Below are 12,487 nucleotides of genomic sequence, written 5' to 3' on the forward strand. Positions count from 1 at the left end.
CCGGACATGACCCTCGACATCCAGCAGCAGATCCTGATCGAACAGCGCATCCAGAATGATGCGAAATCCCCCGCCGTCGCCTATTTGTTACTGATCTTCATGGGTTTTTTCGGCGCGCACCGCTTCTATCTGGGCCGGACGGCCAGCGCGGTGACGATGCTGGTCCTGACCGTTCTGGGGATTGCGACGGCGGTCATCGCCATCGGCTTCATCCCGCTGGCCGTCGTCGGCATCTGGACGATCGTCGACATCTTCCTGGTTCCGGGGATGCTGCGCGGCGACAAGGAGCGTTTGCGCGATCGCCTGACAAGTCAGGCCGCGCGCGCGTCCTGAGCCCACGCAGGTCCTGCGGGTGTCAGCGGCTCAACCCGCCGCTGACGCTTGGCACGTCGCCCGCCGCAAAGCCGTAATGGCGCAGCCAGCGCAGGTCCGATTCGAAGAAGGCGCGCAGGTCGGGGATGCCGTATTTCAGCATCGCGATGCGGTCAATGCCCATGCCGAAGGCGAAGCCCTGCCATTGGTCGGGGTCGATCCCGCCCGCGCGCAGCACGTTGGGATGCACCATGCCCGACCCCAGGATCTCCATCCAGGAATTGCCCTGGCCGATCTTCAGTTGGCCACCCTCCCAGCTGCAGCGGATATCGACCTCGGCCGAGGGTTCGGTGAAGGGGAAATGGCTGGCGCGGAAGCGCAGCTCGACCTGGTCCACCTCGAAGAAGGCGCGGCAGAATTCCTCCAGCACCCATTTCAGCTGCGCCATGGAGATGTCGCGGTCGATGGCCAGGCCCTCGATCTGGTGGAACATCGGCGTATGGGTCTGGTCCATGTCCATGCGATAGACGCGGCCCGGCGCGATCACCCGGATCGGCGCGCCATGTTCCTGCATCGCGCGGATCTGCACCGGCGAGGTATGGGTGCGCAGCACATGCGGCGGGCGGTCGTCGCCCGGCGCGCGCGACATGAAGAAGGTGTCGTGTTCCTGCCGGGCGGGATGTTCGGGGGCGATGTTCAGCGCGTCGAAATTGTACCAGTCGCTTTCGACCTGCGGGCCCTCGGCCACGGCGAATCCCATGTCGGCGAAGATCGCGGTGACTTCCTCGGTCACCTGGCTGACCGGATGGATCGTGCCCGAGGGGCGCGCGCGGCCCGGCAGGGTCACGTCCAGCCATTCGCCGGCCAGCCGCGCCTCCAGCGCCGCATCCTCCAAGGCCAGCTTGCGGGCGCGCAGGGCGGCGTCGATCTCGTCGCGCAGTTCGTTCAGGGCGCGGCCGGTGGTCTGGCGCTCCTCGGGGGACATGCGGCCCAGTTCGCGCATCTTCAGGCTGATCTCGCCCTTCTTGCCAAGCGCGGCAAGGCGCACCTCCTCGATCCGGTCCGGGTCGGCGGCGCTGTTGATGCGGTCAAGCCATTGCTGGCGGAGGGGGGTCAGGTCGTCCATCGTCTTGCCTCGGCGTCCATGTCGCGCCTGCGTTAGCACTTGTGGCCGGAATGAGAAAGCCTCTGACGCCGCGCGATGATCACTCCGTCCGGGCAGGCGGTCCGTCGCAAGCCTTGCCCGAATATCTGTACATCCAGGGAAGTGCCACCCAGAACACCGTCAAAAGACCGGCGAACAGAATCGCCAATGCGGCCTGCCCCTGGACGGATATGGGCATCGTGTCGATGTCGATCCCTGCGACCGTCGTCATCCACAATAATGCAAGACCCATAATCGATGCTGCGTGCGTCAACCTGTGGGAGGCGAGAGTTTCTCCTGCCGGCCCCAGCAGGAGTTTTCTCCGGCGCGGCTTTTCGGAAAGGATCGCCCCGAAAAGATAGCCGGCACAGCAAAGGAGGAAATAGATCCTGTCCGCCATCATCCCGGCATGTTCGCCCAGACCTGCGGCAGACAGGATCTGCTGCAGGGGAAACCGCCAAAGGGCGTGCGTGACAATGAACAGAAAAGCACAGAGCAAGGCGATTCTCACGCCTCGCGGCGCCGGCCTCAAGCGGACTTCTTCCATGTCGGTCGTTTCCTGGCTGCACCCTCATTCGGGACGCATCAGAGCATCCCCGCCGGACCTGCGCCAGGCTTTCCGCAGGACGCCTTACCCCGCAACCCTCAGCGCGGCGTGGCGCGCAGCCAGACGCCGCCCTTCGGCCGCAGGGTCAGGATCATGTGCGGCACCGGATCGCGCCCCGGCAGGGCGGCGAAGCGGAAGCGCGCCAGCAGCGTGGCCAGGATGATCACCGCCTCCTGGATGGCGAAGCTGGCGCCGATGCAGATGCGCGGGCCGGCGCCGAAGGGCAGGAAGGCATAGCGGTCGGGCGGGGTCAGGAAGCGGTCGGGATCGAAGGCGTCGGGGCGGTCCCACAGCAGGTGATGGCGGTGCAGCGCATAGATCGGCAGCATCACCGTGTCGCCGGGACGGACCTCGCGCCCGCACAGCCGGTCGGGGGCGCGCGCGGTGCGCGACAGGAAGGCGGCGGTCGGATAGAGCCGCAGCGTCTCATGCACGATGCGGTGGACCAGCGGCAGCGCCTCCAGGTCGGCGGCGGTGGCGGCGCGCTCCCCCAGCGCCGCGCGGGCTTCCGCGGCGGCGCGTTCCTGGACGGCCGGGTCGAAGGCGCAGAGATACAGCGCCCAGGCGATGGTCAGCGCCGTCGTCTCGTGCCCGGCGACGATGAAGGTCAGCAGGTTGTCGCGCAGCTCGTCGCGGTTCATGGCGCGGCCGGTCTCGGGGTCCTGCGCATCCAGCAGCAGGTCCAGCAGGTCGGGCGGCCCGTCGCGGGCGGCGGCCTCGGCCCGCGCGGCGATGGCGCGGTCGGCCACCGCCTTCATCCGCTTCAGCCCGCCCCCCGACAGCAGCCGCCCCGGCCGCGGCACCCAGGGCGGCAGGCCCAGCACGTCCAGGACCGAGACCTTCGCGGTCTGCGAGATATAGCCGTTGATCGCGTGATGCACCGCGTCGCGGTCGAACCCGCCATCGCCCGAGAAGGTGACGTCCGAGATCACCTCGAAGGTCGCCGCCACCGCTTCCTGGAACAGGTCCACCGGCCCGGTCGCGGCGCGGATCCTGCGGCACGAAGCCTCGGCGGCGGCGGTCATGACCGGACCCAGCGCCTCGACATGGCGCTGCGCGAAGGCCGGGGCGGCGGCGCGGCGCTGCCAGCGCCAATGGGCGCCCTCGGCGATGAACAGGCTGTCGCCGATCGCCGGTTCCAGGATCAGCTTGGTGGTGACGGATTTGGGATAGTCCTCGACCCGGTCCTTCAGGATGCGGCGCAGGCATTCGGGGTCCATCACCATGTGCCAGCGGATCCCCAGCCGCCCCGAGACGATCGGCTGGCGCAGCGCGATGCCGGGGATCAGCTCCAGCACGTTGCGCCGCGCGGTCATCGCCGTGGCCAGGATGCCAAGCGGGCGGTCGACCAGCTCGACCTTGACCGGCTCGGCCGGCCGGGCGCCGGACGGCGGGGGCGAAAGGGTCTGCGGGGCGCGGCTCATGGTCCCAGCATAGCCGCCGGCCGCCCGTTGCCGCAATCGCGGACCACGCGAAGGTGAGCGGCCGCGGCGGGCAAGAATGCGCGGGCTTTATCCGCCCCGGCATCCGCTCTAACATCGGAAGCCATGAAACACGCAAGCATCAAGGCATTCCACACCGCGCAGAGCGGCCCCGACAGGCTGATCTGCGACGCCCTGCGGGCAGAGATCGACCGGGCGCTTCCCGATGCGGAAAGCCGGATCTGGCACGCCCATCCCGTCTGGTTCCTCGACGGCAACCCGATCGTCGGCTACAGCCGGCTGAAGGATTGCATCCGCCTGCTGTTCTGGAGCGGCCAGGGCTTCGAGACGCCGGGCCTGGCGGCCGAGGGCACGTTCAAGGCGGCCGAAAGGCGGTTCACCCCCAGCGACGAGATCGACCGCGACCTGCTGCGGCGCTGGCTGGAGGAGGCCCGCCTAATCCAGTGGGACTACAGGAACATCGTGAAGCGGAAGGGCCGGCTGGAACGGCTGTCCTGAAACGCGGCGCTTGCGCGGGATGCGCGCCAGCCGCCGGGCCAGGGATGCCAATGAAAAAGGCCCGTCCGGGCGGGACGGGCCTTTCCGATTCGGGATGCGGCGGGATCAGGCCGCGGCCTTGGCCTTCTCGACGATGGCGCCGAAGGCTTCGGGCTCGTGCACGGCCAGGTCGGCCAGGACCTTGCGGTCGACCTCGATCCCGGCTTTCGACAGCAGGTTGATGAAGCGCGAATAGGTCAGGTCGGCATCGACCAGACGGACCGCGGCATTGATCCGCTGGATCCACAGGGCGCGGAAATTGCGCTTGCGGTTCTTGCGGTCGCGGGTGGCGTACTGGTTCGCCTTGTCGACCGCCTGGGTGGCGGTGCGGAAGTTGCGCGAACGCGCGCCGTAATAGCCTTTCGCCGCGTCAAGAACCTTCTTGTGGCGGGCGTGGGTGACCTTGCCGGATTTAACTCGTGCCATGTCTCGGTTCCTCGATCAGCGGTTGTAGGGCATGTATTTCTTGACGATGTTCGCGTCAGCATCGCTGAGCACCGTCGTGCCGCGCGCGTCGCGAATGAACTTCGTCGTGCGCTTGATCATGCCGTGGCGCTTGCCGGCCTGGGCGGACTTGACCTTGCCCGAAGCCGTGAACGAGAACCGCTTCTTGGCGGCCGCTTTGGTCTTCATCTTCGGCATTTTCGTCTCCTTCGTCAGAGTGAACGTGCGACTCGGCAATGCCACGGGGGCCGGACGCACGGGCAGGAAGCGCGCCGTATAAGCGCGCCGGGATCATTTGGCAAGGGGGTCAGGGATTGCCCGCCGCCCCTTCCGCACCGTCTGCCTCGGCACCGTCCGCCCCGGCATCCTCCGATGCGTCGGCTTCGGCGGGTTCGACGGTTTCCGACGCAGCGGCCTCGGGCGCGGCTTCGGGTTCGGCCGCTTCCGGTTCAGCCGCCTCGGGGGCCGCCTGCTCCGCGGGCGCGACCACGCCGCCGGTCACGCGGGTCCAGGCATCGCAGATCTGCGACAGCCGGAAGGGCTCGGGCGCCAGCCACGCCCCGGCCAGCAGCGCCACGATGGCCAGCACCAGCGTGATCGCGGCCGCGCGCGGCGGGCGCGTCTGCAGCAGCTGGACCACCGCGACCAGGATCGACAGGACACCCAGCGCAATGCCGCCAAGCAACAGGTAATCGGACATGAGCTCGCTCCGATGGTGATGTTTCGCCGGGCTTATTCCGGATCGGAGGCGAAGATCAAGCGTTCGTCGCAGGGCGCGATGCGCAGGATGTTGGTGGTGCCGGGCACGTTGAAGGGCACCCCGGCCATGACCACGACCTGCCGCGTCTCGTCCGCGAAGCCGAAGCTGCGGGCGGCGCGGGTGGCGTTCACCACCGCCTCCTTGAAGCGGCTGAGCCGCGGCGTGCTGACGCAATGCGTCCCCCAGGTCAGGCACAGCCGGCGCAGCACCGGCTCGATCGAGCTCAGCGCGATGATCGGCACCCGCGGGCGCTCGCGCGCCACCAGGCTGACGGTCTTGCCCGACTGGGTGAAGGCGCAGATGGCGGCGATGTCGGTCGTCTCGGCGATCTCGCGCGCGGCGGTGACGATGGCGTCGGCGACGCTGTGCAGCTCGGCCTTGCGCGAGGCCTCGATGATGGCGCGATAGTTCGGATCCGCCTCGACCGAGCGGGCGACGCTGTCCATGGTCGTGACCGCCTCGATGGGCCAGGAGCCGGCGGCGCTTTCGGCCGACAGCATCACCGCATCGGCGCCCTCGTAGATCGCGTTCGCCACGTCGCTGACCTCGGCGCGGGTGGGCACCGGGCTTTCGATCATCGATTCCAGCATCTGCGTGGCGACGATCACCGGCTTGGCGGCCGAACGGCACTGGCGCACCAGCCGCTTCTGGATCGGCGGCACCGAATGGATCGGCAGCTCCACCCCCAGGTCGCCCCGCGCCACCATGATCCCGTCCGAGACGCTCAGGATGTCCTCGAAGGCGCGCACGGCGGCGGGTTTCTCGATCTTGGACAGCACCGCGGCGCGGCCGCCGGCCAGGCGCTTGGCCTCCTCGACATCCTCGGCCCGCTGCACGAAGGACAGCGCCAGCCAGTCGACGCCCAGCTGGCAGGCGAATTCCAGGTCCGCCCGGTCCTTGTCCGAGAGCGCCGCCAGCGGCAGCACCACGTCGGGCACGTTCACCCCCTTGCGGTCGGAAATCGTGCCGCCCACCATCACCGTGCAATTGGCGAAATCGGGGCCGCATTCATCGACCCGCAGGCGGATCTTGCCGTCATTGACCAGCAGGCCGCTGCCGGGCTCCAGCGCCTGGAAGATCTCGGGATGCGGCAATTGCACGCGCCCGGCACCGCCCGGCGCGGGATCCAGGTCGAAGCGGAAGCGGTCGCCCTCCTCCAGGTCCTGCGCGCCCGAGGCGAACTGGCCGACGCGCAGCTTCGGCCCCTGCAGATCGGCCAGGATGGCGATCGGGCGGCCGGTCTCGGCCTCGATCTCGCGGATGGCGTCATAGCGGGCGCGGTGGTCGTCGTGATCGCCATGGCTCATGTTCAGGCGGAAGACATCGGCCCCCGCGTCGAACAGCCTGCGGATCATCTCCTTGCTGCTGGAGGCCGGCCCCAGCGTCGCCACGATCTTTACATTGCGATGTCGTCTCATCGTCCCGCCCCTTCCACGTTTAGCGCTATCTATCCAGAAATGCCGGATGCGGCAACTGGCGTCTTCCGCGTACCTGCCCTATTCAGCACTAGGCATGAAAGATGAACGCGACATGAACGAACCCGCCTTCCGGACCTGCGGCGAGGACCGTCCCTCGCGCTGGCTGATCACCTGCGACCACGCCTCGAACCGGGTGCCGGACTGGGTGCAGGGGGGCGAGCTGGGGATCGCCGCGGCCGACATGGCGCGCCACATCGCCTATGACGTGGGCGCGGCGGGCCTGGCCGAGAACCTGGCGGCGCTCCTGGACGCGCCGGCGATCTTCTCGGACTTCTCGCGGCTGGTGATCGACCCGAACCGCGGCGAGGACGACCCGACCCTCTTGATGCGGCTCTATGACGGCACGGTCATCCCCGCCAACAAGGCCGCCGACGGCGCCGAGCGCGAACGCCGCCTGAACCTGCTCCACCGCCCCTATCACGCGGCGCTGGCGCGGCTGGCCGACCGCCACCCGGCGCGCTGCATCTGCGCGATCCACAGCTTCACCCCGCAATTGCGCGGCCGCCCGCCCCGGCCCTGGCAGGTCGGCATCCTCTATTCGCATCGCGACGCGCGGCTTGGCCCGGCCATGGTGCAGGCCTGCCGCGCCGAGGGCTGGATCACCGGCGAGAACCAGCCCTATGACGGCCACCTGGACGGCGATTCCATCGACCGCCACGCCCTGGCCCAGGGCCGCCCGAACCTGCTGATCGAGCTGCGCAACGACCTGATCGCCTCGGAAGCGGGACAGGCGGAATGGGCCGCTAGGCTCGCCCCGGTCATCACCCGCGTCCTGGCGGAAAGCGGGCTCTGAACCTCGTCAGCGTCCCGCGATGGCCGGGGGCGCTTCGCCCCCCGGACCCCCCGAGGATATTTTCACCAAGGCGAAAGAGGCAAAGCCGGGCAAGCGACTTTCATCTTGGCTTAAGTATCCCCGGGGGTTGCCGGCTGGTGCGCCACTGGTTCGAGAACCAGCCGGCGACGGGGCAGGCAGCCCCCGGCGTTCGCGGGACGCAATCGGGGCTGCGGGTCAGATCGCCGTCCTGCGGCTTTCCTCCAGATAGATCTCGCGCAGGCGGCGTGCCACCGGGCCGGGGGTGCCGTCGCCAAGCGCGGCACCGTCGATCTGGACCACCGGCATCACGAAGGCCGAGGCCGAGGTGACGAAGGCCTCGTCCGCCGCCTGCGCCTCGGCGATGGTGAAGCCGCGTTCCTCGATCTTCATCTGCGCCTCGCGCGCAAGGCGCAGGATCGCGGCGCGGGTGATGCCGTGCAGGATGTCGTGGCTCAGCTCGCGCGTGACGATCACCCCGTCCTTGACGATATAGGCGTTGTTCGAGCTGCCCTCGGTGACCTTGCCGTCCTCGACCAGCCAGGCGTCGTCGCAGCCGCGCGCCTTGGCCTCCATCTTGGCCATCGAGGGATAGAGCAGCTGCACCGTCTTGATGTCGCGCCGCCCCCAGCGCAGGTCCTCGACGCTGGCGATCTTCCAGCCGGTCTTCGCCGCCGGCTGGTCGGCCAGGCCGGGCTTCGACTGGGTGAACATCACCACCGTCGGACGCGTGTCTTCCGGCGGATAGGCGAAATCGCGGTCGCCCGGATTGCCGCGCGTCACCTGCAGGTAGACCAGCCCGTCGGTGATCGCGTTCAGGCGCACCAGTTCGCGATGCGCCTGCAGATAGTCCTCGTCGCTCAGCGGATTGGCGATGGCCAGCGCCTCCAGCGAACGTTGCAGCCGCGCCAGGTGGCCGGCGAAATCCAGGAGCTTGCCGTCCAGCACGCTGACCACCTCGTAGACGCCGTCGGCCATCAGGAAGCCGCGGTCGAAGACCGAGACCGTGGCCTGGTCCTCGGGCAGATAGTCGCCATTCACATAAACCGTCCGCGTCATGTCCCGATCCCTCCGTTCTGGCTGCCTTTGCACGGTCCTGCGCCGAAAGCCGGGCATCGTCAAGCCGCGAGGCGCGCCGGGCCATACCGGGCGGGCTTGCGGGACGCCGCGGCTTGCGCTAAACGGCTGCGCAACATCGTTTCGCCAAGACGCACGGATTCGCAATGAGCTTTCGCCTCCAGCCCCTGCCCCCCGCCCGCCTGAACCGTTGCCAGCTGTTCGGCCCCGGCTCGCGCACGGCGCTGTTCGAGAAGATGGCCCGTTCCGAGGCCGATGTCATCAATATCGACCTGGAAGATTCGGTGGCGCCCGACGACAAGGAAGCGGCGCGCCGCCAGACCATCCAGGCGATCGGCGACGTGGACTGGGGCGACAAGACGCTGTCGGTCAGGATCAACGGGCTGGACACGCCCTTCTGGTATCGCGACGTGGTCGACCTGCTGGAACAGGCGGGCGAGCGGCTGGACCAGATCATGATCCCCAAGGTCGGCAATGCCGCCGACATCTATGCCGTCGACGCGCTGGTGACCGCGATCGAGCGCGCCAGGGGCCGCGAGAAGGCCATCGGCTTCGAGGTCATCATCGAGAGCGCCGCCGGCATCTGCCATGTCGAGGAGATCGCCGCCGCCTCGCCGCGCCTGCAGGCGATGAGCCTGGGCGCCGCCGATTTCGCGGCCTCGATGGGCATGGCGACCACCGGCATCGGCGGCACGCAGGAAGATTACTACATGTATCGGCAGGGCCAGAAATACTGGTCCGATCCCTGGCACTGGGCGCAAGCCAACATCGTCGCGGCCTGCCGCACCCACGGTCTGCTGCCGGTCGACGGGCCGTTCGGCGATTTCAGCGACGCCGAGGGTTTCCTGGCCCAGGCGCGCCGTTCCGCCACGCTTGGCATGGTCGGCAAATGGGCGATCCATCCCAGCCAGGTCGCGCTGGCCAACCAGGTCTTCTCGCCCTCGGAATCGGCAGTGACCGAGGCGCGCGAGATCCTGGCCGCGATGGAGGAAGCCAAGCGTTCCGGCGCCGGCGCCACGGTCTACAAGGGCCGCCTGGTCGACATCGCGTCGATAAAACAGGCAGAGGTGATTGTGCGCCAGGCAGAAATGATACAAAAACGCTGAATGGAATCACAAGCGGGGCCGGCCTTGTGGAGGAGGACGGCGCCGCGCTGTGGGAGGGCGCGGGCTCTGCGGCATCGCAGGGCCCGTTGCATTTGAAATCTTCCAAAAACGCGCCGATAAAGAGAAATCTGCTTCCGCGGCCGGTCTTGCCCCTGCCCCGGCGCTGTGCGATTGTCGCGCCGTTCTCAGGGCGGGGTGGAAATCCCCACCGGCGGTAAGCAGCCCGGCTGCAAGCCCGCGAGCGCCTTCGCCACCGCGAAGGGTCAGCAGATCTGGTGCGATTCCAGGGCCGACGGTGACAGTCCGGATGGAAGAGAACGTGTCTTGCGGCGCACTTTGCGGTGGCGTTGCAGGCATGTGATCGCCTTGGGTGACGTGTCGCTTGTCAAGGGAGATCACATGGCACACACCCGTTTCGCATTCATCAAGGCCAACTGGCACGCCGATATCGTCGACCAGGCGCTGGCGGGTTTTCTGGAACTGATCCCGGAAGACCAGGTCGATGTCTTCGACGTCCCCGGCGCCTTCGAGATGCCGCTGCTGGCGCGCGACCTGGCCCGGACCGGCAGATATGCGGCCGTGGCCGCGGCGGCGCTGGTCGTCGATGGCGGCATCTACCGGCACGATTTCGTGGCGCAGGCGGTGGTCAGCGGGCTGATGCAGGCGGGGCTGGACAGCGGCGTTCCGGTGCTGTCGGTGTCGCTGACCCCGCATCACTACCAGGAAACCGACCACCACAACCGGATCTATCGCGAGCATTTCGTGACCAAGGGCCGCGAGGCCGCCCAGGCCGCGCTGCAGATCACCCGGACGCGCGAGGCGATCTCGGCCTGACCGGGCGGGCGGCCTGCCGGGACTATCCCCGGCCGGGCCGCCGACCTCTATGCCCGGCGCAGCCTGCGGAACAGCGCCGAGGCGCCCCAGCCCGCCACCACCGCCACGGCCAGCGACATGAGCCCGTAGAGAAAGGGCTGGTCGAAGGCCAGGCGGTAAAGCCAGCGTTCCAGCCCGACCTTGCGCACGTCGATCGGCGCGACGAAGACGTCGATGACCTGGCCGTCGCGCAGCAGGAAGATGCGGGTCTTGTAGCTGCCCTCGACCAGGTTCGCGGGCAGGCGGACATCGGCGCGGAACAGCGTCTGCTCGACCAGCTTCACGCTGCCCTCGTCCAGCCGGTAGAGGTCGTCCTGCTCTCGCAGGCGGATCAGCGCCTCGGTGAAGGGCACGGCGCTTTCGACCGCGATCTGCCCGGCGAAGGCCCGCATCGCCTGCGGCAGCGAGATGCGGTATCGGCTGTCCCATTCGGGCAGCAGGATGTCGTCCAGCGCCGCCGTGGTGGCCACCGCGTAAAAGCCCGGCGCGGCGCCGATCCTGACCGAATCCGTATTGACCCAGATGCCCGCGCGGCGCTGCTTGCGCCAGACCGTCACCGCCTGCGAGGGCGCCTCGACCGTGACGATGATCTGCAGGGGCGGGCCCTGCGGGATCGGCGTCTCGCGCTTGATGGCGCCGTAGATCAGGATGTCCGAGCCGTCGAAGCTGGCGGTGATCGCCACGGCATCGCTGGAGAGGCCGGCGACGACTTCCTCGACGGGCCCGACGGGTTCCTCGGCCACGTCGGCGCGCGGTTGGGCGGGGTCGGGATAGGTCGGCCAGCTGTCCTCGGGCAGGATGTCGCCCGCGCGCAGCGGAACGGTCGGGGGAACGCCGCCCGCCTCATCCTCCTGCGCGCGCGCGCCCGGCGCTGTGGCCAGCATCAGCGCCAGCAGCACGCCCCACCCCCTCGCCGCGCCCCGCATCAGCGTATCCCCGGCGTGATCGCGAACAGCTCGTCCGGCGTCAGGAACAGGTCCAGCGCCAGCTTCAGGCAGACCGCCAGCACCAGAAGCGCCAGCAGGATGCGCAGCTGCTCGGCCCTGAGCTTCGCGCCGAGCGTCGTGCCGAACTGCGCGCCGATCACGCCGCCGACGATCAGCAGCACCGCCAGCATGATGTCCACGGTATTGTAGCTAACCGCGTGCATCACCGTGGTGAAGGCGGTGACGAAGGTGATCTGGAACAGCGAGGTCCCGACGACCACCTTGGTCGGCATGCCCAGCAGATAGATCATCGCCGGCACCATGATGAAGCCGCCGCCCACCCCCATGATCGCCGCCAGCACCCCCACGGCCAGCCCGACCAGCAGGGGCGGGATCACGCTGATATAGAGGCCCGAGGCGCGGAACTTCATCTTGGCGGGCAGCCGGTGCACCCACATGTGCTGGTGAAGCCGGCGCCGCGTCGTGGGATGGCGCGAGCGTCGCAGCGCGCGGATGCTTTCCTGCAGCATCATCATCCCGATCAGGCCCAGGAAGACGACATAGCAAAGCTGCACCACCAGGTCGACCTGGCCCATGCCCTGCAGGATGGTGAACACCCAGACCCCCAGCCAGGACCCGACCAGGCCGCCCGCCAGCAGCACCCAGCCCATGCGGAAATCGACCGACTTGCGCTTCACATGCGCCAGCACGCCCGACACCGACGAGGCCACGACCTGGTTCGCCCCGGTCGCCACCGCGATCGGGGGCGGGATGCCGATGAAGAACAGCAGCGGCGTGATCAGGAAGCCGCCGCCGACGCCGAAAAGCCCGCTCATCAGCCCCACCAGCCCTCCCAGCCCGATGAGGGTGAAGGCGTTGACCGAAACTTCAGCAATGGGAAGATAGATCTGCATGGCTCGCGCGCGTGTGGTTCCTGAAAGGATGCAACGCGCCGCAACACAGGTCAAAC

15 protein-coding genes and 1 riboswitch are annotated in these 12,487 nt (G+C 68.3%); of the genes, 5 read left to right on the top strand and 10 right to left on the bottom strand.

Annotated features, from left to right (window positions below):
* The first annotated feature begins 6 nt into the window (after nt 1–6).
* Nucleotides 7–333, top strand: a complete 327-nt coding sequence (locus tag C9E82_RS14640) for a TM2 domain-containing protein (protein WP_119896885.1) — start codon at nt 7–9, stop codon at nt 331–333.
* 22 nt (nt 334–355) lie between these two features.
* Here C9E82_RS14640 and pheS read toward each other — a convergent pair whose 3' ends face one another.
* The 3 genes from pheS to C9E82_RS14655 form a co-directional block, all read right to left on the bottom strand.
* Nucleotides 356–1,438, bottom strand: a complete 1,083-nt coding sequence (gene pheS / locus C9E82_RS14645) for a phenylalanine--tRNA ligase subunit alpha (RefSeq protein WP_119896886.1) — start codon at nt 1,436–1,438, stop codon at nt 356–358.
* Between the two features lie 79 nt (nt 1,439–1,517).
* Nucleotides 1,518–2,003: a hypothetical protein gene (locus C9E82_RS14650; RefSeq protein WP_119896887.1), complete on the bottom strand. Its 486-nt coding sequence runs from the start codon at nt 2,001–2,003 to the stop codon at nt 1,518–1,520.
* 98 nt (nt 2,004–2,101) lie between these two features.
* Nucleotides 2,102–3,487, bottom strand: coding sequence for a cytochrome P450 (locus tag C9E82_RS14655; protein ID WP_119896888.1), 1,386 nt, complete (start codon nt 3,485–3,487; stop codon nt 2,102–2,104).
* A gap of 123 nt (nt 3,488–3,610) precedes the next feature.
* On the opposite strand from C9E82_RS14655, the gene C9E82_RS14660 reads away from it, so the two are divergent.
* Nucleotides 3,611–4,003 carry a DUF1801 domain-containing protein gene (locus tag C9E82_RS14660; RefSeq protein ID WP_119896889.1) on the top strand — a complete coding sequence of 131 codons (393 nt, stop codon included), beginning with the start codon at nt 3,611–3,613 and terminating at the stop codon, nt 4,001–4,003.
* 105 nt (nt 4,004–4,108) lie between these two features.
* Here C9E82_RS14660 and rplT read toward each other — a convergent pair whose 3' ends face one another.
* The 4 genes from rplT to pyk all read right to left on the bottom strand — a co-directional run bounded on the left by rplT (nt 4,109) and on the right by pyk (nt 6,664).
* Nucleotides 4,109–4,468: a 50S ribosomal protein L20 gene (rplT, locus tag C9E82_RS14665; RefSeq protein WP_119896890.1), complete on the bottom strand. Its 360-nt coding sequence runs from the start codon at nt 4,466–4,468 to the stop codon at nt 4,109–4,111.
* A gap of 15 nt (nt 4,469–4,483) precedes the next feature.
* Nucleotides 4,484–4,684, bottom strand: coding sequence for a 50S ribosomal protein L35 (rpmI, locus tag C9E82_RS14670; RefSeq protein ID WP_119896891.1), 201 nt, complete (start codon nt 4,682–4,684; stop codon nt 4,484–4,486).
* Nucleotides 4,685–4,793: 109 nt separating this feature from the next.
* Complete coding sequence (locus tag C9E82_RS14675) at nt 4,794–5,186, bottom strand: hypothetical protein (RefSeq protein ID WP_119896892.1); 393 nt, start codon at nt 5,184–5,186, stop codon at nt 4,794–4,796.
* Nucleotides 5,187–5,218: 32 nt separating this feature from the next.
* Nucleotides 5,219–6,664, bottom strand: a complete 1,446-nt coding sequence (gene pyk / locus C9E82_RS14680) for a pyruvate kinase (protein ID WP_119896893.1) — start codon at nt 6,662–6,664, stop codon at nt 5,219–5,221.
* Between the two features lie 112 nt (nt 6,665–6,776).
* Between pyk and C9E82_RS14685 the strand changes: the two genes are divergently transcribed.
* The gene (locus C9E82_RS14685; protein ID WP_119896894.1) at nt 6,777–7,517 is read left to right on the top strand and encodes an N-formylglutamate amidohydrolase; all 741 of its coding nucleotides are present in this window, start codon (nt 6,777–6,779) and stop codon (nt 7,515–7,517) included.
* A gap of 216 nt (nt 7,518–7,733) precedes the next feature.
* Here the strand turns inward: C9E82_RS14685 and C9E82_RS14690 are convergent, their stop codons facing one another.
* The gene (locus C9E82_RS14690) at nt 7,734–8,594 is read right to left on the bottom strand and encodes a D-amino-acid transaminase (protein WP_119896895.1); all 861 of its coding nucleotides are present in this window, start codon (nt 8,592–8,594) and stop codon (nt 7,734–7,736) included.
* A 164-nt stretch (nt 8,595–8,758) separates the two neighbouring features.
* On the opposite strand from C9E82_RS14690, the gene C9E82_RS14695 reads away from it, so the two are divergent.
* Both C9E82_RS14695 and C9E82_RS14700 read left to right on the top strand, forming a co-directional pair.
* Complete coding sequence (locus C9E82_RS14695; RefSeq protein WP_119896896.1) at nt 8,759–9,718, top strand: L-malyl-CoA/beta-methylmalyl-CoA lyase; 960 nt, start codon at nt 8,759–8,761, stop codon at nt 9,716–9,718.
* Between the two features lie 177 nt (nt 9,719–9,895).
* Nucleotides 9,896–10,041: riboswitch (FMN riboswitch) on the top strand.
* A gap of 76 nt (nt 10,042–10,117) precedes the next feature.
* Nucleotides 10,118–10,552 carry a 6,7-dimethyl-8-ribityllumazine synthase gene (locus tag C9E82_RS14700; RefSeq protein WP_119896897.1) on the top strand — a complete coding sequence of 145 codons (435 nt, stop codon included), beginning with the start codon at nt 10,118–10,120 and terminating at the stop codon, nt 10,550–10,552.
* A gap of 47 nt (nt 10,553–10,599) precedes the next feature.
* On the opposite strand, the gene C9E82_RS14705 is transcribed toward C9E82_RS14700, so the two are convergent.
* Nucleotides 10,600–11,517, bottom strand: a complete 918-nt coding sequence (locus C9E82_RS14705; RefSeq protein WP_240643427.1) for a TIGR02186 family protein — start codon at nt 11,515–11,517, stop codon at nt 10,600–10,602.
* On the bottom strand, nt 11,517–12,431 hold the full coding sequence (locus C9E82_RS14710; RefSeq protein ID WP_119896898.1) for a sulfite exporter TauE/SafE family protein: 915 nt from the start codon (nt 12,429–12,431) through the stop codon (nt 11,517–11,519). The genes C9E82_RS14705 and C9E82_RS14710 overlap by 1 nt, the downstream gene beginning before the upstream one ends.
* Nucleotides 12,432–12,487 lie beyond the last annotated feature (56 nt).

Source organism: Paracoccus sigandri (assembly GCF_003709565.1).
In the GTDB taxonomy this organism is placed as follows: Bacteria; Pseudomonadota; Alphaproteobacteria; order Rhodobacterales; family Rhodobacteraceae; genus Paracoccus; species Paracoccus siganidrum.